Raw genomic sequence first — 24825 nt, 5'->3', positions numbered from 1 at the left:
AGCCCGAACCGCTGGGCTACATCTTGACTTCGAGGCGCAGGAACGGCCCGTGGAACGTCTGGGTGCTCTTGTCGGAGAGAAGAAGAAGATTGTGCCACTGCTCGACCCGATAGCCAGCGGTGAAGGTGGTGTTCTCCCACGGCTTGAAGGTCACGCCGCCGGAAAGGTCGACATTCGTCACAACCTCGCTGGAGTGCCGGCTTTCGCTGACATTGACATCTGGATCGGCCGTAGGGCCGGTCTCATGCACATGCAAGCTAATCTTATCCGTTCGACGGCCCCACATCGCCGAGCCGGAAACCGCTCCGGTGAGCCCCCATGTCGAGCTGAGCGGATAATAGACTTCGGCGCCGAGGCGCGGGCCAATGCCGTAGAATTCCGATGAGCCGAGCTTGTCGGCATTGCCGCCCTTGTCGGCTGGATCATCCGGCGTTGCGGACACGTTGAAATTCAGTTCTTCCTTGGAGTGCAGCAAGCGCACGCCGCCGAAGAAGCGGATGTCGGCGCTCTGCACCTGGACGTGCTTGCCGATATCAAAATCCAGCGTCTGAAAATTGTAGCTGTTGCCGAACGATAGACCGATGACACCACCAGGTACCGTCTCGTCCAGATTGAAGTCATTATCCTGTCCAGCGTGAAAAGCGCCGGCGAGGCGCCAGTCGACATCCGGAGAAATCTGTTTGGTCAGCGCGACCGACCCATAAAGATCGCCAAAGTCGTTGCCGCTGCCCAGCTTGTCGCTGGTATCGCCAACCTTGTCGACATTAGACTGATAGACCGCGCCTTCAAACGCGATCTTGATGCGGGAATCGACCACGGCCGGATCGGTTACCTGTGCATCAGCCGCATGGGCAGCAACCACGCCGATCGACGTCACCGAAGCGGCGGACGCCGCAACCGTGGCAAGAAGTTTGCCTGAAACATGAGCACGCATTTTTTCCCCGCCTGGAATCAAAATAAATTCGCATTAGCCCACTCGCACACTAACGCAGCGGCATCTGGCGTCATAGCTGTTGCAATAATTTGTTCGGGCAGTGTTACGCGTTTGCCACAGAGGGCTTTTTATCCCTGCGAATCAAATATGATAGCGCTGGGTTTTCTGGTCGAGACGTCAGCGCAATGCCTGCGGCATTCATGGCTGCTTGGGGGCATTGATGGACAATCAGACGCAAATCGAAAGCGTTCTCAACAACCTCGTCTACGCGCTTTTTGCCCAAAGCGGGCAGGTGGGGCCGAATGGCAAGGCCCGCGACCTCGGCAATCTGACTGTCTTCGACAATCCCGAGGCCGTCGATGTCATCGTCAAGGCGCCGGAGCTCTTCCGAAAGAACTTCTCTCTGATCTCGGCGCTCGGGTTCAGCCGCTTCAACACCAACGATGAGGACTGGTCTGTCCGGCGCGGCATCACCCAGGATATTTACCTGGCAGCCGCCAAGCCGGCGCAGCAGCATCCCGTGGCGGAAATCTATGCCGCCAGTCTTTCCGGGAGCGAGGCGACGCTGCCCGCGATTCAGCAAGCCTTGTTCGCCGCATCAATGACGATATTCTACCGGGCTTTCGGCCTTGTGCCCGATATAGCGGCGACACTCTTGCTGCTCGATAGGGTGCGCGACGTGCTGAGGCGTCTCCAATTTTATTCCTGGGTGTCGCCGACGACCGCCGAACGTGCAAATGCCATCAAGGACGCCCGTGCGGTTATCGCCGATTTCGGATCGCAACTGATGGCGGATCCCCGGGCGGCCGCCGAGATGGACCGCTTCAGAAGCGAGGCCCGCGACGTTGAAGGCTTTTCGCCGGTCGAGGAGTTCGTCATGAACTTCTTCGCCGGCGTCGAGACAACGGTGACGACGGCACTTTGGGTGATCGATCGGATGGGAGCCAATCAGCAGGTGCAGGAGCGCATCCATGCCGAGGTCATCTCGGGCGAGGTGGACACGCCGTATACCGATTGCATCATTAACGAGACGATGCGTTATTTCCCCCCGATACCGTTTCTGACCCGCGAAGTCGGCGCCGATACGGTTCTCGATGGCCGGGACCTGCGCGCCGGGCAGCTGATCATGGTATCGATCATCGGTGTGCACCAGCATCCGGCCTTCTGGGAAAACCCGCGCACGTTCGACGCGAGCAGGAAGGAATTCATCGAGAACAGCTTCGACCGACGGGCCTTCATTCCGTTCCTCACCGGGCCGCGTATGTGCGGTGGCGCGCGTCTTGGCCGGCTTGAAGTCAAGGAGGCGGTTCTAGCTATCGTACGCCAGTTCGCTTTCAGTCGGGCCGACGATGTGATCCGGTTCGACTACGCGCTAGCATTACGCCCGGCGGAGGGGTCATCGGTCGGTGTTGCGCGTCGATGAAGCGCAAGGTCAGGCATGTTCCCGCCAAAACCGCCTGAGATAGTCCCCGAATTGCCTTCCGATCATGGTCTTGAACTCGACATCATGCGCATAGCGCTTGCTTGTCGATATGGCCTTTGACTTCAGTTCGAAGTCCGGGAACCAATCGCTCATTGTGACGGATGCGTTTTCCTGCTGGTTCGCGATAAAGTCTTCGTAGCAAACGTGAGCCACTCTGTGGCGATCAATGGTGTTCAGGTAATTTTTCCACCGGATCTCGCTGTCGAAAATGTACTGCGCAGTATCTCGGACAACCCTCTCGTTCAAAATTGTCACCGTGGGAATCCCAGGCAGTGTCTCCTGACTGTCGAACGGCTGGCCCGTATGGAGCATCGAGAGCAGGCTTATGGTCTGCTCTATCTTGTTTCTCCTGGAGAGGAAAACGTAGAACGAGTTGCCGTCGTCATCGCCGATCGAACTGCGCGCGAATGGCAGGTTTTCAAAAAAGATCTTAGCGCTGAATACGCCGTTTTCAGCCCGTTTCTTCAGGAGATGCCGACCGTAGGCCGGCGCCTGCTCATCGAGCTTTTCGAGGTCCATGGCGTCGTCGACCGACCATCGTCTCATCAACGGCAAGGCATATTGCCATTGAAAATACTCGGTGGGTATTCCCAGGCCGAACTGCTGCAAGACCTGGCAATAGGAATGCCCGGCGGTTCGCGGAGTCGTGCAAACCAGGATCTTGGCGGGATTTTCGACCGAGCTTTGGCGATCATAAGTCGCGGCTATATAGTCACTGTACAAATCGTCGAAATGCATTTTCCGAAACCAACCCCGCCACGACAAATCCAGTTTCAGACGGCAGACAGGAAACCCAGGATGAGCAGAGCCTGGTCCAGTGTCATCAGCGACGGCGGATCGCCCGCATCGATATTGTCGGCAAGCCACAGATCGGGCCGTGCCTTTCGCGTGCGGTCGATGGCCTGCCGGTCGATGACTTCGCTGCCACGCCCGTACATCATGAGGATGCGGGCGTCGATCTTGGCAGCGATTGGGAACAGATCGTAGTCGCGTCCGGCCATGGCGCCGAAATTCCCGGTCGTGGCCGGGTCATAGGCAAGTCGGAAGCCTTCCGGGCCGGTGGCGATCCTGTTTTCGACATAGCGGTTGAACACCGTTTCCTCGACCGAGCCCATGACGGCTCTGGAAGCGCTCAGATACTCCTTCGCCGCTGCGCGGGTCTCGAACTTGAGCGCACTTTCCTTCATGACCTCGCTTCTCATAGCGTCGACCTCAGGTCCGCCGAGCATTGGCACGTCGTTGAGAACGATTTTCGTAGCCTTGGAGCGGGTCATATGCAGAAACAACAGCAAGATCGTGCCACCCCACGAAGTGCCGATGAAGTGGTTCTCCGTCCCGGCGAACTCGCCAAGCGCACGCAGGCATTTGGAATAGACGTTGATGTCATATCCTGAACCCAGATAGGCGCTGCGCCCGCGCCCCAACAGGTCTGGGCAGATCACCAGGAAGCCATTGCGGCACAGGAATGTTGCGAGGTAGTCAAAGTCGGCACCATTGCCGGTGAAACCGTGCAGGCAGAAGACAGTCGCCCGCGGCGTGCCGGCCGGCCGCCAGATGCGCACGAACATTGCGGCGTAGCGATCATCCAGCCGGATGAGGATTTCCTGCGTCAGCGCCTCGGCGGAGTCAGCCGAATCCATCAGACGTCGCGCTTGCGGACGGCACGCTTGACCGAGCCGCGGTTGTCGATGAAGTCGCGTTTCCAGAATACCGACTTGTCGAGGTTGACGAGCTTGGCCTTCTTGATCAGCGGCAGGATATGGGACGAGGACCGCGTCGCCAGCACCGTCACCGCGGTGGCGTCGCCGCCGGGAAAGGGATTGAGTGGTCCGCCATTCGTCGCCCAGGCCTCGGCGATCTCGCGGCTGGTCTGGATCCAGCCGACATAAGCGACGATGGCGTCGTCAATCGAGCCGATCATGTGTGTCTGCTGGTCCAGTTGATAGCGCAGCGTCTTCACCATCAAGCCGAACTCGTAACCGTCAAAAGGCGGATAGTGCGCAATAAAATTGCAGACAAGCCCGAGCGAAACCGGATTGCTGGGAACACGGGAAAACAGCAGATTGCTCATGTCGAGATTTTATTGACCCCGCCCACCCCAGATCATAACCATCACTCCGTACTCGCCACGAAACACGAAAACAATCGGAATCAACGCACTGCCACGGCAGACCATGTCGTGCGCTCGCAACACATCCAGATTGTCGGGCCAGACATGATGTCGAACCGAAGGTCAGCCAAGGATCGTGGTCGGCCAAGAAGGCAGGCTCAATGTTGGCTAAAGACGAAGCAGGAGAACAAGAATGGCCCAAGACAGTCCTTTCACCGTCGACGCAGACTGGCTGCAGCAGCGTCTCGGCGAGCCGGGCCTGACGATTGTCGACGCGTCCTGGTATCTCCCGGCGCAAAAGCGCGATGCGCGCGGCGAATACGAGGCGGCGCACATTCCGGGAGCGCGGTTCCTGGATCAGGATGCGGTTTCTGACCCGGATTCGTCCCTGCCGCATACGTTGCCGTCGCCGCAGCATTTCGCCCAGTATGTGGGCGCCATGGGCGTCTCGGCCGATGACACCATCGTCGTCTATGACGGTCCGGGTTTCTTCTCCGCACCCCGGGCATGGTGGATGTTCCGGGTGATGGGCGTCTTCCAGACCTATATTCTGGATGGCGGCTTCGATGGCTGGAAAGCCGCCGGACGGCCGGTAACGGCCGAACGGACAAAGATCGCGCCAAGCGTGTTTCATGCCGATTTTGACGCAGATCGTGTCGCCAGCCTCGCTGACATGCGCCGGATCGTTGACACCAAAGCAAGTCAGATCGCCGACGCCCGTGGGCCGGGCCGCTTCACCGGCACCGAGCCTGAACCGCGCGCGGGGATCCGCTCCGGCCATATGCCTGGCGCGCGCAATTTGCCCTATTCGGTGCTGTCGGAGAATGGCGAGCTGTTGTCGAAGGACCGCTTGCGCAAGGTGATCGAGGAGGCCGGCATCGATCTGTCGAAACCCGTCGTCACCTCATGTGGTTCCGGCATTACAGCCGCGGCGGTGACGCTGGCGCTGGAAACACTTGGCCATACGAACAACAGGCTTTACGACGGCTCATGGACGGAGTGGGGTGGGCTTTCCGACACGCCTGTCGTGACCGGCAAGGAATGAAGACGATGGAAAACGGCGCGCTGGAAGACATTGAAGTCACGGTGACGTTCCTCGAGATGCATGTGCCGCCGGCCTATTCACCGCCTGTGCCCTATAACCGTCAGGTCGCCCTGCTGAAGACCAAGGATATTCCGCTGCATTTCTACCGCTATCTGATGGACCGGGTGGGGCGCAAATGGCACTGGGTCAATGTGCTGAGACTGGATGATGAGGAGCTTTCTGCCGGCATCCACCGCGAGGATCGCGACATCAGGGTACTCTATCTCGACGGCGCACCGGCCGGCTTCTTCGATCTCAAGCCGCATCTGCCCGAAGAGGTGGAACTCGCCTATTTCGGCATGATGGAACATGCCACCGGGCAAGGCATCGGCCGCTGGTTCCTGGGCTCTGCGATCGCCGCCGCCTGGTCGTACGGGCCGAAGCGGGTGACAGTGCAGACCTGCACGCTCGATCATCCGGCCGCTCTGCCGCTCTACCAGAAGCTCGGCTTTGCACCGGTGGCGCAGAAGAAGGAAATCGTGCATCCGCTGCCGTTCACCGAGCGCTCGGCCAGCGTCATGCGGCCGTGACATCAGCCGGAGTCTGACACCAGCCGGAATCTGAACTCGCCGTTCATCGGCGCTTCAGGCTGCCTTTGGCATGTTGCCCGCACCATCAATGCGGCCGAGGCCGAAGGAAACAAGACATGCTGACCCGCCGTACATTTGCCGCCGCGCTGATCGCGGCCATTGCCATGCCGAGCCTTGCCGCCGCGCAGGCGACAACGCCTTCGGCCGCGACGATCGAGCGGAAGCTCGAGGCGGCACCCCGGGTGAAGCTGCGGCCGAACGAGCGCGTCACTATCCGCGAATTCAAGCGGCGCCCGGATCTGCGTCGTATGGCCCGCTCGATCGATATCCAGTCGATCAACTTCGCCTTCGGTTCGGCGGCCATTTCCAACTCGCAATACGACAAGATCGAAAACATCGCCGATGCGCTGCGGCGCATTCTGCGCCGCGATCCGGGCGCCCGCGTGCTGATCGAGGGTCATACCGACGCCGTCGGCTCTTTCCAGTCGAACCAGGCCCTGTCCGAACAGCGCGCCGCTTCGCTCAAACGCACACTGGTGCGCGAATTCGGTGTGCCCGGCTATGCCCTGGAAACCGTTGGCTACGGTGAGGAGTTCCTGTTGGTGCAGACGCAGAACGAGAATTGGCAGAATCGCCGGGTGACGTTGCGCCGCTTCGACGATTTCATCCGCTAGTTCGCGAGCACCTAGGGTTGTCATTATCCGGCTTACCTAAGAGCCGTTGAGGGACCGCCGGTCGTCGGTCCTTCGACCTTGGCAGGAATCGGGTGGGAAGCAGCGGTGCGGGCATATAATTTCCGGTCAACGACACCGGAGATTTCACATGACCATCCAGTTCAAGGCCTTGCCCACGGAACACGTCAGGGCGCTGCAGCGCGGCGGCGCCGATGCCTACGGCCACACGCCTGAGCGAAAAATCTCCGACGGTGACGGCATGCCTTGCCGGCATTGCCTGAAGAACATCGCCGCCGGCGACGCTTACCTCATCCTGGCCTACCGGCCATTCCCGGAGCTTCAGCCCTATGCCGAAACCGGGCCGATCTTCCTGCATGCCGAGGAATGCGACCGTGCCGCCGGGAGCGATGCGCTTCCCGAAATTCTCGAAAGCCCCGACTATATCGTGCGCGGCTATGGCAGGGATGATCGTATCGTCTATGGCAGTGGCGGTGTCATCCCGACCGGCGACATCACCGCGCGGGCCGTGATCCTGTTGGAGCGCGACGATATCGCCTACGTCCATGTCCGCTCGGCGCGCAACAATTGCTATCAGTGCCGCATCGAGCGCGCATGAGGCGCCGGGATTGGCGACTGGAGACGCTGTCGTACTCCCGTCGCATAATCGCGATAAAAAGCCATTGTCGATCGATTTGCCGACCGCGGATGAACCGGCGGCAAAACTCGATATCGAGGAAGCGGGGCTTTGGCTCCGCTTTTTTGTTGCCTGCTTCTACCCCAAAGAAAAACCCGCCGGCATGGAACCGGCGGGTGAGACGGGAGGAAGCTGTCTTTTCGTGAAATCAGGCCGCGAGAACCGCTTTCGGCTCGACCAGTTCGTAGCCGAGCGCCTCGGCGACAGCCCGGTTGGTGATCTTGCCCTTGTGGACATTGAGGCCGTTGCGCAAATGGTGATCGTCGACCAGCGCCTTCAGGCCCTTGTCGGCAAGCTGCAGGCCATAGTGAAGCGTCGCATTGTTGAGCGCATGGGCTGACGTGACCGGCACCGCGCCTGGCATGTTGGCGACGCAATAGTGGATGACCCCGTCGACCTCGTAGGTCGGATCGGCATGAGTGGTTGCATGCGAGGTCTCGAAGCAGCCGCCCTGGTCGATGGCGACGTCGACCAGCACCGAGCCCTTCTTCATGCCTGAGAGCATTTCGCGCGTGACGAGCTTCGGCGCCGCGGCGCCGGGGATCAGCACGGCGCCGACGACGATGTCGGCCGAAAAACACTCTTCTTCCAGCGCCTCGACAGTCGAGTAACGGGTGTGGACGCGGCCGGCGAAGAGATCGTCGAGCTGGCGCAATCTCGGGATCGACCGATCGATGATGGTGACATCGGCGCCAAGCCCCGCCGCCATCCTGGCAGCATGCAGGCCGACGACGCCGCCGCCGAGCACGGTGACCTTGCCGGGCAGCACGCCGGGCACGCCGCCCAGCAGCACGCCGCGGCCGCCATTGGCCTTCTGCAGCGCCGTGGCGCCGGCCTGGATCGACAGGCGTCCGGCGACTTCAGACATCGGCGCCAGCAGCGGCAGGCCGCCACGATCGTCGGTCACGGTCTCGTAGGCGATTGCCGTCACGCCGGACGCAAGCAGGCCCTTGGTCTGCTCCGGATCCGGGGCAAGATGAAGATAGGTGTACAGGATCTGGCCTTCGCGCAGCTGCGCCCATTCGTTGGGCTGCGGCTCCTTGACCTTGACGATCATGTCCGATTTGGCGAACACGTCGGCGGCCGTCTTGGCAATCGTGGCGCCGGCGGCGCGATAGGCGTTGTCATCGGCGCCGATGCCGGCCCCGGCGCCGGTCTCGACCAGCACTTCATGGCCATGGGCGACATATTCGCGGACCGAGCCGGGGGTGAGGCCGACGCGATATTCGTGGTTCTTGATTTCCTTGGGGCAGCCGACGCGCATTTTCTTCTCCTGATCCGGCCCTTTTGGGCTCGTTCCCTGTATGAATGGAGTGAACCACGAATCGATGCGCAGGTGTTTGCGAATGCGCTTGCGCGGATGGGCGCGTTTCGATAATCGTTGCGCAAAATAGCAGGATATTCGCAGGATTCACGCAAAATGCCGCTCGACAGGATTGATATCGCCATTCTCGAGACTTTGCAGAAGGATGGCAGGATACCCAATGCAGCACTTGCCGAGAAGGTTGGCCTGTCGCAGTCGGCCTGTTCGCGCCGGCTCGACAATCTGGAGAAATCCGGAACCATCCGAGGCTACCACGCCCGGCTTTCCAATGCAGCACTTGGCCACCAGATGACGGCGATCGTGCACATATCGCTGTCGGGACAGTTCGAGAAGACGCTGTCGGATTTCGAGGCGGCGATCAAGCGCTGCCCGAACGTGCTGTCCTGCCATCTGATGTCGGGCGAGTACGACTATATTCTGAGGATCGCGGCAAAGGATCTCGTCGATTATGAGCGCATCCACAAGGAATGGCTGTCGGCGATGCCGCATGTGACGAAGATCAACTCGTCATTCGCCTTGCGTGAGATCGTCGACCGCACGGCGATGGGCATGAAGCCGGAAATGGCTTAACGCCAAAGGCACACCCTGACGTCCTTCCCAACATAGCATGCGCCTTCGCGGCGAAGTTCTCCCCAACCTTCACCGTGAGTTTCGGGAATGTCCGAGTTCCCATAGCCGTCCCAAACATCACCTTCCTTGTAGACAACTGCCCAGTAATCTTCGGACATTTCATCAGCCCCACTATGCGCATCAGGATAGTCGATACCTGCAAAAACTTGCCGAGGCCCCTGGATATTAAAATCGCCGCCCGTCTCGATTTGATAGGAGCATCTTCCGGATATGCGAGTCTGACCGCTAACAACAAGCAGGCAGCGGCCCCATTTGTAACCGCTCGGTAAACGATGCTGTGGTTGCGCAAGCGAAGGCGAAAAGGAAAACGCAATTGCAAGGGCAGCCGCTATGGTTCGTCCGATCATCTTGTCATCCGTTGTGAAGCAGCCAAAGAGCAACCCGACACTGTTGGATTCGCCCAGAGAGCACGTCGAAACGGTCCGCCGCGGCATGGTCCCGCTGAAGATCATATTATTTATCGACCAAGTCGGATTTTTGTCACGTGACATTTGCGCTGCTACACGGCGGGAGCGTGGCTCGATTGAAACGCGTTGGTCCGTAGCTGAGGTGTTTTTACGTCGGGTGATCCCGGCCAACCGGCTTGCTGCTGTCGTGTCCACATTTCGCAGCGAAACAGAAATCCGACCGGTCTCATTTTCCAAACAGGCTCTTAGGCCTCGGTGACGAGCCGATCCATCGGAATGTCATGCGGCTGCGGATAGATGGTCGCGATACGCTGCAGCCCATAGCCGACGCCGATGACCAGCGGCTTGAACGGCATCGCCGCCAGCGTGCGGTCGAAAAAGCCGCCGCCATAGCCCAGGCGGTAGTTCCCGGGATCGATACCGACGATCGGCGAGATGACGATGTCGGGCAGCACCGGATCGCCTTCGGCCGGGATCGGGATGTTCCAGATGCCTTTTTCCAGCCGGTCGCCGGATTTGTAGGCACGGAAGATCAGCGGTTGCCCTTTCTCCACGACGATAGGCAACGCTGTGCGGCCACCGCGCTCATTGACGGATGCCATCCATGGCCGCAAATCCGGCTCACCGCGAAACGGCCAGTAAAGACTGACCATGCGACCGGCGATCTCGCCGATGATCGCGTCGAGCCCTTCGGCAATACGCTGAGACATCGCCGTCCGCGCATCGGCGGAAACCGCCAGCCGCGCCGCGATCAGCCGTTCGCGCTCGGCCTTGCGCCAGCGCCTCACATCGGTCCAGTCGGATAGCGGCGCCCGGAATTCCGGATCGAGCTCGTGCATGAAGCAAGGCGGCGAGGAATACTGCGCCGGCCCATCGTGATCCTTGGCGCCGTCATGTTCGTTGGCCATGCCTCACCTCGTTGTACTGCTGAGCAAGGCTATACCCGGTCCCTGTGCACGACATGCGCATTCACGACATCGAGCGGCGAGTCCCAGGCAGTTGCACCAGATCGGGCCATTGTTGCGCTGCACAAAAATGCCTACATCAGGGTCGGCGAATTGCTCGCCTTGGTGAAATGAAATGAACCAAGCCAGCCATCAAGTTGTTGTTGTCGGCGCGGGTTTCGGTGGCCTCGAATTCACCCGCGCGCTTGGCGGCGCACCAGTGCGCATAACCATGATCGACAAGCGCAACCATCATCTTTTCCAGCCGCTGCTCTACCAGGTGGCGACGACGGCGCTGGCAACCTCCGAGGTTGCCTGGCCGATCCGCCACCTCCTGCGCAAGCGCAAGGACGTGACGACGCTGCTGGCCAACGTCACCGGCGTCGACCGTGCCGGCAAACGCGTGTTGCTCGATGACGGCAGCGCCGTCGCCTACGACACGCTGGTGCTGGCCACCGGCGCTCGCCATGCCTATTTCGGTCACGACGAATGGGAGCCTTTCGCGCCGGGCCTGAAGACGCTGGAAGACGCCACCACCATTCGGCGGCGCATTCTCTTGGCCTTCGAGCAGGCCGAGCGGGAAACCGATCCCGCCAAACGCCAGGCGCTGCTGACCATTGCGATCGTCGGCGGCGGGCCGACCGGCGTGGAATTGGCCGGCACCATCGTCGAGCTGGCGCACGACACACTGCGCGGCGAGTTCCGCAACATCGATACGCGGCAAACGCGCGTGGTGCTGATCGAGGCCGGCGACCGCATCCTTGCCAATTTCGCGCCAAAACTCTCCGACTATGCCTCGAAGGCACTCGAGCGGCTCGGTGTGACGGTCGAACTCGGGCGGGCTGTCACGCGCTGCGATGCCGAGGGCGTCGTCTTTGGCGACAGGCAACTGGCGGCCCGGACGATTCTGTGGGCAGCAGGCGTTGCCGCTTCGCCCGCCGCCGAATGGCTGGGAGCGAAGGCGGACCGCGCTGGCAGGGTGCTCGTCGAACCTGACCTCAGCGTGCCCGGCAGCCCGGAGATTTTCGTCATCGGCGACGCCGCCCTTGTGCTGCGGCCCGATGGCCGGCCGGTACCCGGCGTGGCGCCTTCCGCCAAGCAGGAGGGCCGACATGTTGCGGCCACTATCAAGGCCAGGCTTGATGGTGACACGACCGCGCGTCCTTTCCACTACAGGCATGCCGGCGATCTGGCGACGATCGGCAAACGCGCCGCCGCGATCGATTTCGGCTGGATCAAGCTTACGGGCTGGCTCGCCTGGTGGCTCTGGGGTATCGCCCACATCTATTTTCTGATCGGTTTCCGAAACCGGCTTGCGGTTTCCCTGAGCTGGCTATGGATCTACGTCACAGGCCAGCGCAGCGCCCGGCTGATCACCCAGGGCGACGACGACAAGACCTGACTTTCTTCACTGTCCCGTTCATCCGCACGTCATCTGTTGCTGGTCGACTGACGTTCCGATGCACGCAACTTGTTGAATGGACTCAGGTCGATTTCGGCGCGAAGTTCGCTTCGGGGCAGGGCGTGTCACGTTGTCGATGAGGAGAAAACATGTCGCAACTGCTCCATCCCGTCTCCCGCCGCGGTTTCCTCGCTGGCACCGTAGCCACAGGGGCGCTGATCGTGCTTCATCCCTTCTCCGCCCGCGCACAGGCCAACCAGGCGCATCTTCGGATCATGGAAACCACCGACATCCATGTGAACGTGCTGCCTTACGACTACTACGCCGACAAAGCCAACGACACGATGGGCCTGTCGCGCACGGCATCCCTGATCGACGCGGTGCGCAAGGAAGCCAGCAATTCGATGCTGATCGACAATGGCGACCTGCTGCAGGGCAACCCGATGGGCGACTACATCGCCTATGAGAAGGGCCTGAAGGACGGCGACCTGCATCCGATCATGAAAGGCATGAATCTGCTCGGCTACGAGTGCTCGACGCTGGGCAACCACGAATTCAACTACGGCCTGTCATTCCTGGACAAGGTGCTGGCCGGCGCCAATTTTCCCTTCGTCTGCGCCAACCTGATCCGCGGCACCGAGTTGGCCTCGAACCCGCGTGACGACAAGCTCTATCTCAAGCCCTATGTCATCCTCGACAAGAAGATCAAGGACGGTTCGGGCGCCGAGCAGCCGATCAGGATCGGCATCATCGGCTTCGTGCCGCCGCAGATCATGGTCTGGGATCTCAAGAACCTCGAAGGCAACGTCAAGACGCGCGACATCGTCGAGGCGGCCAAGGCCTGGCTGCCGCAGATGAAGGAGGAGGGCGCCGACATCGTCATTGCGCTCTCGCATTCCGGCATCGACGTGAAGCAGGGCGACATGCTGGAGAACGCCTCCTTCTTCGTCGCCGGTGTCGACGGCATCGATGCGGTATTCACCGGTCACCAGCATCTGGTGTTCCCCGGCAAGAAGGATTTCCAGTCGCTCGATGGTGTCGACACGCAGAAAGGCACGCTGCAGGGCAAACCTGCCGTTATGGGTGGCTTCTGGGGCTCGCATATGGGGCTGATCGACCTGATGCTGGAGCGCGACGGGTCGAAATGGAAGGTCGTTTCAGCCACCTCCGAGGCACGGCCGATCTTCGAACGCGTCGACAACAAGAACAAGCCGACTGTCGCCGACGACAAGCGCATCATCGCGGCACTCGAACAGGACCACCAGGCGACACTGGCCTATGTGCGCCGCCCCGTCGGCAAGACCTCCGCGCCGCTCTATTCCTATTTCGCGCTGGTCGCCGACGACCCGTCGGTGCAGGTCGTCAGCCAGGCGCAGACCTGGTACCTCAGGGATATTCTGAAGAACACGCAATGGAAGGATATGCCGCTGCTGTCGGCGGCCGCTCCGTTCAAGGCCGGCGGGCGCAACGGCGCCGACTACTATACCGACGTGCCGGCCGGCGATATCGCCATCAAGAACGTTGCCGATCTTTACCTCTATCCGAACACGGTGCGGGCGGTGGAAATCACCGGTGCGCAGGTCAAGGAATGGCTGGAAATGTCGGCCGGCATCTTCAACCGGATCGAGCCAGGGAAGGCCGACCAAGCCCTCATCAACACCGACTTCCCATCCTACAATTTCGACGTCATCGACGGCGTCAGCTACAGAATAGACCTGTCGCAACCGCCGAAATACGATGCCAAGGGCGGGCTGGCGAACGCCGGCGCCAATCGTATTGTCGACCTGAGTTTCGATGGAAAACCAATTGATCCCAAACAGAAATTCGTCGTTGCGACCAACAATTATCGTGCCGGCGGCGGCGGCAATTTCCCCGACATTAATGCCTCGAAGATCATCTACGAGGCGCCGGACACCAATCGCGACGTCATCGTTCGCTACATCGTCAGCGAGGGTACGATCAACCCATCGGCGGACGACAACTGGTCGTTCGCGCCATTGCCTGGAACCAGCGCCGTGTTCGAAACCGGCGCCAGGGCCAAGGATTTTATTGCGCAGGTGAAATCGCCCAAGATCGAGCCGGCGGGCGAGGGCGAAGCAGGCTTCGCGAAATACCGCATCCTTCTTTGATCGCGGCCGTTCGAAGGGCTCGATTCCGCGCCGACGTGGCGGTGTCGACTTACGCCTTGTAGACGACCTGGCGCACGTCGATGTAGCTGGCGCGGAATCCGGCCTCGCAATAGTGCAAGTAGAACTCCCAGAGCTTCTTGAAGCGGTCGTCGAAGCCGAGCGGGACGATCTTCTCCCATGAGGCCCAGAACCGGTGGCGCCATTCGGCGAGCGTGCGCGCGTAGTCATCTGGAAACACGCGCTCGCGCAGATGGGCAAGGCCATGATCCTTGCCGAGTGCCTTCAGGATCGACGGTGTCGGCAGCATGCCGCCCGGGAAGACGTAGCGCTGGATGAAATCCGGCCTTGCGCGATACGTGTCGTAGGCGGCTTCGTTGATGGTGATGATCTGCAGGCCCGCGGTGCCGCCGGGCCTAAGGCAGGCCTTCATCTTGCCGAAAAACACCGGCCAGTATTTCTCGCCGACCGCCTCGAACATTTCGATCGAAGCGATGCGGTCATAGGTGCCGGTTTCGTCGCGATAATCCTGCAGCTTGATGTCGACCTTGTCGGCGAGCCCGGCCTTGGCGATGCGCGCCTTGGCGAAGTCGTGCTGTTCGCGGCTGATCGTCAGCCCGGTCACCCGGCAGCCGATCTCGCGTGCCGCGAATTCGGCGAAGCCGCCCCAGCCACAGCCGATTTCCAGCACGTGGTCCTTCGGACCGATCCCTGTATCCTTCGCCAACGCACGATATTTGGCGGCTTGCGCGCTTTCCAGGTCGTTGGCACCTGTCGTGTAGAGCGCCGAGGAATAGGTCATGCTCGGATCGAGCCATTCCTTGTAGAAGGCGTTGCCGAGGTCGTAATGCGCCGAGATGTTGCGTTTCGAGCCGGTGCGCGTGTTCTGGTTGAACCAGTGGCGAATGCGCTGGACGGTGTTGATCAGCCAGTTGGTGCCGCCCGCGATACGCTCGCCGACAACCGAATTGACCACGAACAGCTCCAGGAAGCTGGTCACATCGGGGCTTTCCCAATCGCCGTCCATGTAGGATTCGGCAACGCCGATCGTGCCGCCGGCAAAGGCGCGGCCGGGCAGGCGCCAGTTCTTGAGCACCAGTTCGGCGTCCGGGCCAGGTCCTTTGCCGCCGACGAGGACGGCGCGCCCGTCCGGCATCCTGACCTTGAGCGACCCACGCGGCAGGTTCATCGCCGCCGACAGCACCATCCGGGCCTTGGCCGGCAGGCCCTTGACGATCTCGGCAAAATTGAATTCGTCGAGCCTGACCGCGTCGCTCAACGCTACGCCAAAATGTTCCTTGTGTGCCATCTCACGCCCCTGGATTTCCGCGGTGTCGGCGCAAATTGCCGGGCCACGGTTCTCTTGGATCATTCGCCGGGTTCGAACGCCTTTGCCTCATCCCGGGTGCTGACCGGCTCAGTGAAGGGCGGGCTCGAACGAAAGCGCGCGCTCCTTTTCCCCTGAGCTTCAGCACTTTCCAGTGAATCCCTGCGACAATCTTCCACGTCATGAGGGGGGACTTCAAGAGGCAGGCTGCAAGCGGGGCTGTGCCAAGCGGTTTGCTCTCGCTGGCGTGGGGCTGCCTTTTGCACAGCAAAGGCCGAACGCGCCAAAAACGCCTATGGCTGCTCCCTTGCTTGTGCGATAGATTTAGCCATGCGTTATGTAGTCGTCATTGCCGCCATCGCTTTCTTCCTGATCTGGGACGGCCTATACAATCAGGGTCGGTACCTGGACTCCACGGTGCGAGCTGTCTCGCACGTCGTGCGATCCGTCACCGGGTAGCGTCCATTCGAACGACTGGCAGCCGCGACATCCTTGTCGATTGACGCCACCGTCCTGCCGTCACAAAAGACCCCAGCATTTTGATCGAGGAGGCGGGGTTGATCCGACATATCGTTTTCTTCAGCGCGCGGCGTAAAGAGGATGTCGAGGCTGTGCGCACCGGTCTGTTGGCGCTCGGCAACATCCCCCATTCCAGCCTTTTCGAAGTCACCTTGAACACGAAGGTCGATCCGCTGTCGGATGAGGTCGACGTTGTCGTCTATGCGGAGTTCGCCGATGACGCCGCGCTGGCCGCCTACAAGGCGCACCCGCTCTATGCGCAGACCACCAGCAAGGTCAAACCGATGCGTGAGTTGCGCTATTCCGCCGATGTCATGGCAGGGAGCTAATTGAGGCCTTGCTCCAGCTGGTGCCTTTTTCGACGTCCCGTGAACTGTTGGGGCGAACTGGCTGGGATTGCGATCAAGTCTTGAACCGCTTTGCGGAATGATGCACATCGCGCCTGCATGACCCTAACCACAGAAGCCGGCCCTCGTCCGCTCGATCACCTGGTGCTGCCGACGCAGAGCCTTGAGGTGGCGCGAGCCCGGCTCACCGCGCTTGGCTTCGTCGTTGCCCCAACCGGGATCCATCCCTTCGGAACCGAAAACTGCTGTGTGTTCCTCGCCGACGGCGCCTATCTGGAGCCGCTGGCGATCGGTGATGAACAGGCCGCGATGCAGGCCATTGCAGAGGGCAATGTGTTCGTCACGCGCGACCGCATCTATCGTGAGAGCCACGGCGATGATGGCTTTTCTGCGGTGGTTCTCTCTGCCGGCAACGTCGACGCCGACCATGCGCGCTACCTCGAAGCCGGCATCTCGGCGGGAGGCATGCTGAGCTTCTCGCGCGCCTTCACGGACACGGCGGGCAAAAGCGACATCGCATCGTTCAAGCTCGCCTTCGCGGCCGGAGCCGAGGCCACGGACGCCTTCCTGTTTGCCTGCGAGCGGGTCAACGCGCCGAAGGTGGACCGCGCGGCTTTGCAGGCCCACGCCAACGGTGCCACCGGAATCGTTGAAGTGGTGGCGGTCAGCGACCGGCCGGCCGAACAGCATGGATTGATTTCTGTGGCGGTGGACGATCCGGCCACCAATGGGCAGGGCAGCACGTTTCACTTGCCGAATGCAAATTTGAGCGTGCTTGACCCCGCGTCCTTCACCGCACGCTTTGGCCTGCCGGCCGGCGCGCCGACAGACCTTCGCTTCGCCGCGGTGGTCTTTTCGGTCCGGCGAGCCGATGTGACATCGAGGCTGCTTGCAGCCAACTCCATCCAATACGATATAGCGGGCAATGATATTGTCGTGCAGCCTGCACCCGGACAGGGCGCGGCCTTCATCTTCCGGGAGATCCCATGAGCAAGCCGCAAGCGCCTAATTCGATGGCGCCCAATTCGTCGGTAACAGTCGGCAATGTCGTCTTCGACAACAATGCAGCCTTGGCGCTGATCGCTGGCCCATGCCAGTTTGAATCGCGTCAGCACGCCTTCGACATGGCCGGCGCGCTGAAGGAACTGACCGGCAAGCTCGGCATAGGCCTCGTCTACAAGACCAGCTACGACAAGGCCAACCGCACCTCGCTGTCGGCGACCCGGGGTGCCGGCATGGACGCAGCCCTTCCCGTCTTCGACGAACTGCGCAAGGAATTTTCGCTCCCCGTGCTGACCGATGTCCACACCGAGGAGCAGTGCGCCATCGTCGCGCCGCATGTCGATGTCCTGCAGATTCCGGCATTCCTGTCGCGCCAGACCGACATGCTGATCGCCGCCGCCAAAACCGGCAAGGTGATCAACGTGAAGAAGGGGCAGTTCCTCGCCCCCTGGGACATGAAGAACGTCGTCGCCAAGATCACCGGTTCCGGCAACGCCAATGTGCTGACCACCGAGCGCGGCGCGTCCTTCGGCTACAACACACTGGTGTCCGACATGCGCGCTCTGCCCATCATGGCCGAGATCGGCGCGCCGGTGATCTTCGATGCCACCCATTCGGTGCAGCAACCGGGCGGGCAGGGTGGCTCCTCGGGTGGTGAGCGCCGCTTTGTCGAGACGCTGGCCCGCGCGGCCGTCGCTGTCGGCGTTGCCGGCGTGTTCATCGAGACCCATCAGGATCCCGACAACTCGACCTCTTCCGACGGCCCGAACATGCTGCCGTTGAAGGACATGCCGGCCCTGCTCGAGCGGCTGATGGCATTCGATCGCATCGCCAAGGGGCTCTGAAACGTCCCGAGGGATGCTTCCGGCATCGCATCAGTTGTTCTGGCCCGACCGCCTCATGTCGATCGCGAAGACCGCATAATAATCGACGCCCGGCATCGGCGCTGTGACCGTCAGGATCCAGCGGACATTGCCGTGCTGGCGCTCGTAGACCGGCGGTCCGTTGGATGGCAGCGCGTCCGCAGGGATTGCGAAAGCAAAGGGGATACCCGCGCTCGACTGCACCGAACCACGCGGGATGACGAGCTTTTCCTGGTATTTGAGTTCTTCCTTGTAGGTCGATTTGTCCTCCGCGATGGTGTTCACAATCGGTCCGCCGACGCGGTAGGTGCGAATGCAACGAAGAAGGACGGTGTAGTCGCCGCTGGGGCTGAGGTCGCGGCTGGAGCGAACCAGGCCCTCGAAGCGTCCGCCGGGTCTTGCCGGACCGGCCTGCAGTGTCGTCGCGCCGAATTTGCGCACGCGCAGCGTGTCGCGGACCGCCTTCGGCAATGCGTAGAGCCCGATCAGCGCGAACACGACCGGCACGAAGACGAGCGGATTGAATTCGCGGTCGGTGACATCGAAGTTGAGCGGCAGTTCGAAATACCAGGGGATCAGGATGGCGATCAGCACCATGGCGCCGGCAAAGAAGTAGCCGCTGGACGCGTTGGCGGCATTGGCGTCGACCACCGGCGGCTGCGCCGCTGCTGGCTGCTGACTGCGCCTTCGGGCCATTGCCGCCTCCCCAAACGACCGGACGCCCCTTCAATGCCACCCGGGCGGCGGCATGACAATGGCACCCAGGGTCGCCGGTGCTTGTGGAAGGCATAAGCCGGCTGTACGCTCCCCCGGCAAATGAGCGTTTTGGCTGGAGGAAGCCCATGTCTGTTGCCCGCGTCACCGAAATCACCTCGTCGTCGAAGAAGAGCTTTCAGGACGCTATCGAGAAGGGAATTGCGCGCGCGTCGAAAACCCTGAAGAACGTCGAAGGCGCCTGGATCCAGGACCAGAAGATCGTTGTCGAAGACGGCAAGATTGCTGCCTATCGCGTCAACATGAAGGTCACCTTCATCCTCGCGGAGTGATCGGCTAGACAAGGGCGGCTATGTCGTGCCGTTCTCCAAGGAGCAACTGAAGGCGGCGCCTGCCTATTCGATCAACGAACTGGCCGGCGCGGATGGCGAGACCGCTCGCGACGCCTCCTACGACTACTACAAGGTCACGCCTTACTGGCACTGACAGCCCAAAACCAAAATGGCCCCGTCTCGACGGGGCCATTTTGTTTTGATGCGGCAGCTATTCGCCGATGTGCAAGGGGGCCATCGCCTTGGGCTGCGACTGCTGATTGTCGCACGACGTCAGAAAGGCCGCCGCGATCAGGAACAGACTCACGATACCACTCAACTGGGACATGGCGAAACTCCTCGTGTTTCGCCCCGCGCCCCCGCACCATAGCCGCAAGCCGGTCTGCCGTACATGACTTATGATGACAGCAATTTGCGCTTCGTGAATCGTTCGGGGTTGACGCCACTGCAATAATTGCAAACGGGCCGATTGCCTTTTACGGCACTTTGGCTAAGACGTGCGCGACATCCTTCAGATCAATCGAGGACATCGCAATGACCGCCATCATCGACATTGTCGGGCGTGAAATCCTGGACAGCCGTGGAAACCCGACCGTCGAGGTCGATGTCATTCTCGAAGACGGCTCGATGGGCCGCGCGGCGGTGCCGTCGGGCGCCTCGACCGGTGCCCACGAGGCCGTCGAACTGCGCGATGGCGGCGCCCGCTATCTCGGCAAGGGCGTGCTCAAGGCCGTCGAGGCGGTGAACGGCGAGCTGTTCGAGGCCATCGGCGGCATGGAAGCCGAAAACCAGATCCATATCGACCAGACAATGATCGAGCTTGACGGCACACCCAACAAGAGCCGGCTCGGCGCCAACGCCATTCTCGGTGTGTCGCTGGCGGTGGCGAAGGCGGCGGCCGATGCTTCCGGCCTGCCGCTCTACCGTTATGTCGGCGGCACCAAGGCGCATGTCCTGCCGGTGCCGATGATGAACATCATCAATGGCGGCGCGCATGCCGACAACCCGATCGACTTCCAGGAATTCATGATCCTGCCGATCGGCGCGCCGACGCTGCGCGAAGGCGTTCGCTGGGGTTCGGAAATCTTCCACACGCTGAGGAAGAAGCTGAAGGATGCCGGCCACAACACCAATGTCGGCGATGAGGGCGGCTTTGCCCCGAACCTGAAAAGCGCGCCGGTGGCGCTCGACTTCATCATGGAATCGATCGAGCAGGCCGGCTTCAAGCCGGGCGAGGAGATCGCGCTCGGCCTCGATTGCGCGGCGACCGAGTTCTTCAAGGACGGCAACTACGTCTATGAGGGCGAGAAGAAGACGCGTGACCCCAAGGCGCAGGCCAAATACCTGGCCAAGCTCGCCGCCGACTATCCGATCATCTCGATCGAGGACGGCCTTGCAGAGGACGACTGGGAAGGCTGGAAGTACCTGACCGACCTGATCGGCAAGAAGACCCAGCTGGTCGGCGACGACCTGTTCGTCACCAACACCGCAAGGCTGCGCGACGGCATCCGCATGGGCGTTGCCAATTCGATCCTGGTCAAGGTCAACCAGATCGGCTCGCTGACCGAAACGCTCGACGCCGTCGAGACTGCACACAAAGCCGGCTACACCGCCGTCATGTCGCATCGCTCGGGCGAGACCGAGGATTCGACCATCGCTGATCTCGCGGTTGCCACCAATTGCGGACAGATCAAGACCGGCTCGCTGTCGCGCTCGGACCGTATGGCCAAATACAACCAACTGATCCGCATCGAGGAAGAACTCGGCAAGCAGGCAAGCTATGCCGGCAAATCGGTGGTCAAGGGCTGATCCGGAAAAACTCGGGATCCCCGGATATCGGATGAAAGGGCGGGAGCATTCCCGCCCTTTTTCATTTCGGCTCGCCAAACCGGTCACCCGTAACCGTCCGTTAAGCACAATCGGGCGAAAAAGATCATGAGCCGCCTGAGTTCGCGGCCGAGAGGAATCGGGCGATGTGGACGCGTCAGCACAAGCAGAGAAACACCGGCCGGCTGATCATTCCCTCGCTCTGCGTGGCGTTCCTGGCCTATTTCGGCTTTCATGCCTATCACGGTGAATTCGGCATCTATTCGAAATATCAGCTGGAAGCCCAGACGGTTGCGCTGCAAGGTCAGCTCGATGCGATCAAGGCGCGCCGCATGGAACTCGAACGCCGCGTTCGGCTGATGCACGAAGGCACGCTGGAGAAGGACATGCTCGACGAGCAGGCGCGCAAGGCGCTCAATCTGTCCCAGGCTGATGAAATCACCATCATGTTGCCGGCGTCGGCGAAATAACCGATATCAAGTTAATCGCCAATATTTTCAATGATTTTAATCGCTTAGGCGCATGCCAGCTATGCAAATTCGGCATGGCGCAACGCTTTAACGCGTGTTAGCCTCCCTGAAATCGGTGGGGAGGAGCTGATCTCCCCAGAGCAGATTTCATCTGCTCTAATGTCCACAAAGAGACGCCAACAGGGAGTGATGCATGGCCACCGCCGCCAGAAAAGCGCCTGCCAAATCCAAATCCGACGGCAAATCGGGGCTTTCCGCACCCAAGCCTGCCGAATTCACCAGGGACGAAGAGCTTGCCGCCTACCGGCACATGCTGCTCATCCGTCGCTTCGAGGAAAAGGCCGGCCAGCTTTACGGCATGGGCTTCATCGGCGGCTTCTGCCATCTCTATATCGGCCAGGAAGCGGTCGTCACCGGTATGAAGATGGCGCTGATCGACGGCGATCAGATGATCACCGCCTATCGCGACCACGGCCACATGCTGGCGATGGAGCTGTCACCGCGTGGCGTCATGGCCGAGCTAACCGGGCGTCGTGGCGGCCTGTCACGGGGCAAGGGCGGCTCCATGCACATGTTCTCCAAGGAAAAGCATTTTTACGGCGGCCACGGCATCGTCGGCGCGCAGGTGTCGCTCGGCACGGGCTTGGCCTTCGCCAACCGCTACCGCGACAACAACAATGTCTCGCTGACCTATTTCGGCGACGGTGCGGCCAACCAGGGCCAGGTCTACGAAAGCTTCAACATGGCCTCGCTGTGGAAGCTGCCGGTGATCTACATCATCGAGAACAACCGCTATGCCATGGGCACCTCGGTCTCGCGCTCGTCGGCGGAGACCGATTTTTCGCATCGCGGCGCTTCGTTCAAGATTCCCGGCATCCAGGTCGACGGCATGGACGTCCGCGCGGTCAAGGCAGCGGCCGATCTGGCCACCGAATGGTGCCGTGCCGGCAACGGCCCATTGATCCTCGAAATGCAGACCTATCGCTATCGCGGTCACTCGATGTCCGACCCGGCGAAATACCGCTCGAAGGAAGAAGTGCAGAAGATGCGCTCCGAGCATGACCCGATCGAACAGGTCAAGGCGCGGCTGATCGAGAAGAAGTGGGCGACCGAGGACGAGCTCAAGACCATCGACAAGGAGGTCCGCGACATCGTCGCCGACGCCGCCGAATTTGCCCAGAACGACGCGGAGCCGGATCCGTCCGAGCTCTGGACCGATATCGTATTGTAACGGGAGAGCAAGGACATGCCGATCGAAATTCTCATGCCCGCTCTGTCGCCGACCATGGAAGAGGGCAATCTTTCTAAATGGTTGAAGAACGAGGGCGACAAGGTCGTCGCCGGCGACGTCATCGCCGAGATCGAAACCGACAAGGCGACGATGGAAGTCGAAGCCGTTGACGAAGGCACGCTGGGCAAGATCCTGATTGCCGCCGGCACCGAAGGCGTCAAGGTCAACACACCCATTGCCGTGCTGCTGCAGGACGGCGAAAGTGCCGGCGATATCGGCAAGTCCGCGGCTCCCGCCAAGGCGGAAGCACCTGCGAAGGCAGAGGCTCCGGCCGCCGCCGAGGACAAGGCTGAGGCCGCTAAGCCTGCCGCCGCGCCGGTGGCTGCTGCCCCGAAAACGGAAATCGCCGCCGATCCGGACATTCCGGCCGGCACGGAAATGGTCTCGACCACGGTGCGCGAAGCGCTGCGCGATGCCATGGCCGAGGAAATGCGCCGCGACGGCGATGTCTTCGTCATGGGCGAGGAGGTTGCCGAATACCAGGGCGCCTACAAGATCACGCAAGGGCTGCTGCAGGAATTCGGGCCGCGGCGCGTCGTCGATACGCCGATCACCGAGCATGGCTTTGCCGGCGTCGGCGTTGGTGCTGCGATGGCCGGCCTGAAGCCGATCGTCGAGTTCATGACCTTCAACTTCGCCATGCAGGCGATCGACCAGATCATCAACTCCGCCGCCAAGACGCTCTATATGTCGGGCGGCCAGATGGGCGCGCCGATCGTGTTCCGGGGACCGAACGGCGCCGCCGCCCGGGTCGCTGCCCAGCACTCGCAGTGTTATGCCGCCTGGTACAGCCACATTCCGGGCCTGAAAGTGGTGATGCCTTACACCGCCGCCGACGCCAAGGGCTTGCTGAAGGCTGCAATCCGCGATCCGAACCCGATCATCTTCCTCGAGAACGAAATCCTCTACGGCCAGTCCTTCGACGTGCCGAAGCTGGATGATTTCGTGCTGCCGATCGGCAAGGCGCGCATCCACAAATCAGGCAAGGACGTCACCATTGTCTCCTTCGGCATCGGCATGACCTATGCGGTGAAGGCGGAAGCCGAACTGCGCGGCATGGGCATCGACGTCGAGATCATCGATCTCAGGACCATCCGCCCGCTCGACCTCGACACCATCATCGCCTCGGTCAAGAAGACCAACCGGCTGATCGTTGTGGAAGAGGGATACCCGCAGAGCTCGGTCGGCGACCATATCGCCAACCAGGTGTCGCAGCGCGCCTTCGATTTCCTCGACGCGCCGGTCATCACCATTGCCGGCAAGGATGTACCGATGCCTTATGCGGCCAACCTCGAGAAGCTGGCTTTGCCAAACGTCGGCGAAGTCATCGAGGCGGTCAAAGCCGTCACGTATCGCTGAACCGGGCGGGAGGACAAAATGCCAATCAACATCACCATGCCGGCCCTGTCGCCCACGATGGAAGAGGGCAATCTGTCCAAGTGGCTCGTCAAGGAGGGCGATCATGTTTCGCCGGGCGATGTCATCGCCGAGATCGAGACCGACAAGGCGACGATGGAAGTCGAAGCTGTCGATGAGGGCACGGTTGCAAAACTCGTCGTTCCCGCCGGAACCGAAGGCGTCAAGGTCAACGCGCTGATCGCCGTGCTTGCTGCCGAAGGCGAGGATGCAGGCGCTGCCGCGAAAAGCGGTGGCGGTGCTGCACTAGCCAAAGCGGAGGCCAAGCAAGACAAGGCGCCAATCTCCCCACCCGTGGGGGAGATGTCGACGAAGTCGACAGAGGGGGGCGCTGTCCCGCCAACGTCTCATTCTGTCGCGCCCCCCTCTGGCCTG

27 protein-coding genes and 1 pseudogene are annotated in these 24825 nt (G+C 61.2%); 18 read left to right on the top strand and 10 right to left on the bottom strand.

What is annotated here, in order from left to right; all coding sequences use genetic code 11:
* Positions 1-16: 16 nt before the first annotated feature.
* Positions 17-877 carry an Lpg1974 family pore-forming outer membrane protein gene (locus FCU66_RS34965; RefSeq protein ID WP_136622468.1) on the bottom strand — a complete coding sequence of 287 codons (861 nt, stop codon included), beginning with the start codon at positions 875-877 and terminating at the stop codon, positions 17-19.
* A gap of 277 nt (positions 878-1154) precedes the next feature.
* Here FCU66_RS34965 and FCU66_RS34960 point away from each other — a divergent pair, with 277 nt between their 5' ends.
* A complete protein-coding gene (locus FCU66_RS34960; protein ID WP_136622469.1) occupies positions 1155-2357 on the top strand; it encodes a cytochrome P450 in 1203 nt (400 codons plus the stop codon).
* A gap of 9 nt (positions 2358-2366) precedes the next feature.
* On the opposite strand, the gene FCU66_RS34955 is transcribed toward FCU66_RS34960, so the two are convergent.
* Genes FCU66_RS34955 through FCU66_RS34945 form a run of 3 tightly spaced genes read right to left on the bottom strand, consistent with a single transcriptional unit; the run spans position 2367 to position 4488 of the window.
* Entirely contained in the window at positions 2367-3155 is a 789-nt protein-coding gene (locus tag FCU66_RS34955; RefSeq protein WP_136622470.1) for a Stf0 family sulfotransferase, read from the bottom strand.
* A 35-nt stretch (positions 3156-3190) separates the two neighbouring features.
* Complete coding sequence (locus FCU66_RS34950; RefSeq protein ID WP_136622471.1) at positions 3191-4057, bottom strand: alpha/beta fold hydrolase; 867 nt, start codon at positions 4055-4057, stop codon at positions 3191-3193.
* On the bottom strand, positions 4057-4488 hold the full coding sequence (locus FCU66_RS34945; protein WP_136622472.1) for a hypothetical protein: 432 nt from the start codon (positions 4486-4488) through the stop codon (positions 4057-4059). The genes FCU66_RS34950 and FCU66_RS34945 overlap by 1 nt, the downstream gene beginning before the upstream one ends.
* A 232-nt stretch (positions 4489-4720) precedes the next feature.
* Between FCU66_RS34945 and sseA the strand changes: the two genes are divergently transcribed.
* The 4 genes from sseA to FCU66_RS34925 all read left to right on the top strand — a co-directional run bounded on the left by sseA (position 4721) and on the right by FCU66_RS34925 (position 7431).
* Positions 4721-5572: a 3-mercaptopyruvate sulfurtransferase gene (sseA, locus tag FCU66_RS34940; RefSeq protein ID WP_136622473.1), complete on the top strand. Its 852-nt coding sequence runs from the start codon at positions 4721-4723 to the stop codon at positions 5570-5572.
* A 5-nt stretch (positions 5573-5577) separates the two neighbouring features.
* On the top strand, positions 5578-6141 hold the full coding sequence (locus FCU66_RS34935; RefSeq protein ID WP_136622474.1) for a GNAT family N-acetyltransferase: 564 nt from the start codon (positions 5578-5580) through the stop codon (positions 6139-6141).
* A gap of 116 nt (positions 6142-6257) precedes the next feature.
* Positions 6258-6815, top strand: a complete 558-nt coding sequence (locus tag FCU66_RS34930) for an OmpA family protein (RefSeq protein ID WP_136622475.1) — start codon at positions 6258-6260, stop codon at positions 6813-6815.
* Between the two features lie 148 nt (positions 6816-6963).
* Positions 6964-7431 carry a DUF1203 domain-containing protein gene (locus tag FCU66_RS34925; RefSeq protein WP_136622476.1) on the top strand — a complete coding sequence of 156 codons (468 nt, stop codon included), beginning with the start codon at positions 6964-6966 and terminating at the stop codon, positions 7429-7431.
* Positions 7432-7657: 226 nt separating this feature from the next.
* Here the strand turns inward: FCU66_RS34925 and ald are convergent, their stop codons facing one another.
* The gene (gene ald / locus FCU66_RS34920; RefSeq protein ID WP_136622477.1) at positions 7658-8773 is read right to left on the bottom strand and encodes an alanine dehydrogenase; all 1116 of its coding nucleotides are present in this window, start codon (positions 8771-8773) and stop codon (positions 7658-7660) included.
* A 156-nt stretch (positions 8774-8929) separates the two neighbouring features.
* On the opposite strand from ald, the gene FCU66_RS34915 reads away from it, so the two are divergent.
* Entirely contained in the window at positions 8930-9403 is a 474-nt protein-coding gene (locus FCU66_RS34915; RefSeq protein WP_010909317.1) for an Lrp/AsnC family transcriptional regulator, read from the top strand.
* On the opposite strand, the gene FCU66_RS34910 is transcribed toward FCU66_RS34915, so the two are convergent.
* Positions 9400-10107, bottom strand: coding sequence for a hypothetical protein (locus FCU66_RS34910; protein ID WP_136622478.1), 708 nt, complete (start codon positions 10105-10107; stop codon positions 9400-9402). The two genes, FCU66_RS34915 and FCU66_RS34910, sit on opposite strands and share 4 nt — an antisense overlap.
* Positions 10108-10115: 8 nt before the next feature.
* Positions 10116-10709: a 5-formyltetrahydrofolate cyclo-ligase gene (locus tag FCU66_RS34905; RefSeq protein ID WP_168992211.1), complete on the bottom strand. Its 594-nt coding sequence runs from the start codon at positions 10707-10709 to the stop codon at positions 10116-10118.
* Between the two features lie 241 nt (positions 10710-10950).
* Between FCU66_RS34905 and FCU66_RS34900 the strand changes: the two genes are divergently transcribed.
* Both FCU66_RS34900 and FCU66_RS34895 read left to right on the top strand, forming a co-directional pair.
* Entirely contained in the window at positions 10951-12216 is a 1266-nt protein-coding gene (locus FCU66_RS34900; RefSeq protein WP_136622480.1) for an NAD(P)/FAD-dependent oxidoreductase, read from the top strand.
* 149 nt (positions 12217-12365) lie between these two features.
* The gene (locus FCU66_RS34895) at positions 12366-14345 is read left to right on the top strand and encodes a bifunctional 2',3'-cyclic-nucleotide 2'-phosphodiesterase/3'-nucleotidase (RefSeq protein WP_136622481.1); all 1980 of its coding nucleotides are present in this window, start codon (positions 12366-12368) and stop codon (positions 14343-14345) included.
* A 49-nt stretch (positions 14346-14394) separates the two neighbouring features.
* Here the strand turns inward: FCU66_RS34895 and FCU66_RS34890 are convergent, their stop codons facing one another.
* The gene (locus FCU66_RS34890) at positions 14395-15651 is read right to left on the bottom strand and encodes an SAM-dependent methyltransferase (protein ID WP_136622482.1); all 1257 of its coding nucleotides are present in this window, start codon (positions 15649-15651) and stop codon (positions 14395-14397) included.
* A gap of 1 nt (position 15652) precedes the next feature.
* Positions 15653-15853, bottom strand: coding sequence for a hypothetical protein (locus FCU66_RS42710; RefSeq protein ID WP_425462884.1), 201 nt, complete (start codon positions 15851-15853; stop codon positions 15653-15655).
* Between the two features lie 373 nt (positions 15854-16226).
* On the opposite strand from FCU66_RS42710, the gene FCU66_RS34885 reads away from it, so the two are divergent.
* The 3 genes from FCU66_RS34885 (at position 16227) to kdsA (ending at position 18382) form a co-directional block, all read left to right on the top strand.
* On the top strand, positions 16227-16517 hold the full coding sequence (locus tag FCU66_RS34885) for a Dabb family protein (protein WP_136622483.1): 291 nt from the start codon (positions 16227-16229) through the stop codon (positions 16515-16517).
* 117 nt (positions 16518-16634) lie between these two features.
* Positions 16635-17525, top strand: a complete 891-nt coding sequence (locus tag FCU66_RS34880) for a VOC family protein (protein WP_136622506.1) — start codon at positions 16635-16637, stop codon at positions 17523-17525.
* Entirely contained in the window at positions 17522-18382 is an 861-nt protein-coding gene (gene kdsA / locus FCU66_RS34875) for a 3-deoxy-8-phosphooctulonate synthase (RefSeq protein WP_136622484.1), read from the top strand. Before FCU66_RS34880 ends, kdsA begins: the two co-directional genes overlap by 4 nt.
* Before the next feature lie 30 nt (positions 18383-18412).
* Here kdsA and FCU66_RS34870 read toward each other — a convergent pair whose 3' ends face one another.
* Positions 18413-19096 carry a hypothetical protein gene (locus FCU66_RS34870; protein WP_136622485.1) on the bottom strand — a complete coding sequence of 228 codons (684 nt, stop codon included), beginning with the start codon at positions 19094-19096 and terminating at the stop codon, positions 18413-18415.
* A gap of 146 nt (positions 19097-19242) precedes the next feature.
* On the opposite strand from FCU66_RS34870, the gene FCU66_RS34865 reads away from it, so the two are divergent.
* The 7 genes and pseudogenes from FCU66_RS34865 to FCU66_RS34830 all read left to right on the top strand — a co-directional run.
* Entirely contained in the window at positions 19243-19446 is a 204-nt protein-coding gene (locus FCU66_RS34865) for a dodecin family protein (protein ID WP_027045027.1), read from the top strand.
* 7 nt (positions 19447-19453) lie between these two features.
* Positions 19454-19600, top strand: a pseudogene (locus FCU66_RS42610) (PRC-barrel domain-containing protein); the annotation flags it as partial.
* Between the two features lie 380 nt (positions 19601-19980).
* Positions 19981-21255: a phosphopyruvate hydratase gene (gene eno, locus FCU66_RS34850; RefSeq protein ID WP_136622487.1), complete on the top strand. Its 1275-nt coding sequence runs from the start codon at positions 19981-19983 to the stop codon at positions 21253-21255.
* A 164-nt stretch (positions 21256-21419) separates the two neighbouring features.
* Positions 21420-21743 carry an FtsB family cell division protein gene (locus FCU66_RS34845; RefSeq protein ID WP_013531480.1) on the top strand — a complete coding sequence of 108 codons (324 nt, stop codon included), beginning with the start codon at positions 21420-21422 and terminating at the stop codon, positions 21741-21743.
* Positions 21744-21936: 193 nt separating this feature from the next.
* Positions 21937-22974: a pyruvate dehydrogenase (acetyl-transferring) E1 component subunit alpha gene (gene pdhA / locus FCU66_RS34840; RefSeq protein ID WP_136622488.1), complete on the top strand. Its 1038-nt coding sequence runs from the start codon at positions 21937-21939 to the stop codon at positions 22972-22974.
* 15 nt (positions 22975-22989) lie between these two features.
* Positions 22990-24393: a pyruvate dehydrogenase complex E1 component subunit beta gene (locus FCU66_RS34835; RefSeq protein WP_136622489.1), complete on the top strand. Its 1404-nt coding sequence runs from the start codon at positions 22990-22992 to the stop codon at positions 24391-24393.
* A gap of 18 nt (positions 24394-24411) precedes the next feature.
* Positions 24412-24825 (top strand): biotin/lipoyl-containing protein (locus tag FCU66_RS34830; protein ID WP_136625477.1); only part of this gene is annotated, 414 nt, incomplete at its 3' end.

It is taken from the genome of Mesorhizobium norvegicum (genome assembly GCF_004919685.1).
Taxonomy (GTDB): Bacteria; Pseudomonadota; Alphaproteobacteria; order Rhizobiales; family Rhizobiaceae; genus Mesorhizobium; species Mesorhizobium norvegicum.
Note: the sequence above shows the minus strand (reverse complement) of the source record. Positions and strands in the feature narration are given on the sequence as shown.

Excerpts from the sequence above, each read along its gene's own strand:
- FCU66_RS34845 (WP_013531480.1), top strand. The coding sequence starts at position 21,420 with ATGTGGACGCGTCAGCACAAGCAGAGAAACACCGGCCGGCTGATCATT.
- kdsA (WP_136622484.1), top strand. The coding sequence starts at position 17,522 with ATGAGCAAGCCGCAAGCGCCTAATTCGATGGCGCCCAATTCGTCGGTA.
- FCU66_RS34870 (WP_136622485.1), bottom strand. The coding sequence starts at position 19,096 with ATGGCCCGAAGGCGCAGTCAGCAGCCAGCAGCGGCGCAGCCGCCGGTG.
- FCU66_RS34905 (WP_168992211.1), bottom strand. The coding sequence starts at position 10,709 with ATGCACGAGCTCGATCCGGAATTCCGGGCGCCGCTATCCGACTGGACC.
- FCU66_RS34865 (WP_027045027.1), top strand. The coding sequence starts at position 19,243 with ATGTCTGTTGCCCGCGTCACCGAAATCACCTCGTCGTCGAAGAAGAGC.
- FCU66_RS34895 (WP_136622481.1), top strand. The coding sequence starts at position 12,366 with ATGTCGCAACTGCTCCATCCCGTCTCCCGCCGCGGTTTCCTCGCTGGC.
- FCU66_RS34945 (WP_136622472.1), bottom strand. The coding sequence starts at position 4,488 with ATGAGCAATCTGCTGTTTTCCCGTGTTCCCAGCAATCCGGTTTCGCTC.
- eno (WP_136622487.1), top strand. The coding sequence starts at position 19,981 with ATGACCGCCATCATCGACATTGTCGGGCGTGAAATCCTGGACAGCCGT.
- sseA (WP_136622473.1), top strand. The coding sequence starts at position 4,721 with ATGGCCCAAGACAGTCCTTTCACCGTCGACGCAGACTGGCTGCAGCAG.
- FCU66_RS34955 (WP_136622470.1), bottom strand. The coding sequence starts at position 3,155 with ATGCATTTCGACGATTTGTACAGTGACTATATAGCCGCGACTTATGAT.
- FCU66_RS34915 (WP_010909317.1), top strand. The coding sequence starts at position 8,930 with ATGCCGCTCGACAGGATTGATATCGCCATTCTCGAGACTTTGCAGAAG.
- FCU66_RS34925 (WP_136622476.1), top strand. The coding sequence starts at position 6,964 with ATGACCATCCAGTTCAAGGCCTTGCCCACGGAACACGTCAGGGCGCTG.
- FCU66_RS34900 (WP_136622480.1), top strand. The coding sequence starts at position 10,951 with ATGAACCAAGCCAGCCATCAAGTTGTTGTTGTCGGCGCGGGTTTCGGT.
- FCU66_RS34880 (WP_136622506.1), top strand. The coding sequence starts at position 16,635 with ATGACCCTAACCACAGAAGCCGGCCCTCGTCCGCTCGATCACCTGGTG.
- FCU66_RS42710 (WP_425462884.1), bottom strand. The coding sequence starts at position 15,853 with ATGACGTGGAAGATTGTCGCAGGGATTCACTGGAAAGTGCTGAAGCTC.
- FCU66_RS34890 (WP_136622482.1), bottom strand. The coding sequence starts at position 15,651 with ATGGCACACAAGGAACATTTTGGCGTAGCGTTGAGCGACGCGGTCAGG.
- FCU66_RS34960 (WP_136622469.1), top strand. The coding sequence starts at position 1,155 with ATGGACAATCAGACGCAAATCGAAAGCGTTCTCAACAACCTCGTCTAC.
- ald (WP_136622477.1), bottom strand. The coding sequence starts at position 8,773 with ATGCGCGTCGGCTGCCCCAAGGAAATCAAGAACCACGAATATCGCGTC.
- FCU66_RS34950 (WP_136622471.1), bottom strand. The coding sequence starts at position 4,057 with ATGGATTCGGCTGACTCCGCCGAGGCGCTGACGCAGGAAATCCTCATC.
- FCU66_RS34930 (WP_136622475.1), top strand. The coding sequence starts at position 6,258 with ATGCTGACCCGCCGTACATTTGCCGCCGCGCTGATCGCGGCCATTGCC.
- pdhA (WP_136622488.1), top strand. The coding sequence starts at position 21,937 with ATGGCCACCGCCGCCAGAAAAGCGCCTGCCAAATCCAAATCCGACGGC.
- FCU66_RS34835 (WP_136622489.1), top strand. The coding sequence starts at position 22,990 with ATGCCGATCGAAATTCTCATGCCCGCTCTGTCGCCGACCATGGAAGAG.
- FCU66_RS34935 (WP_136622474.1), top strand. The coding sequence starts at position 5,578 with ATGGAAAACGGCGCGCTGGAAGACATTGAAGTCACGGTGACGTTCCTC.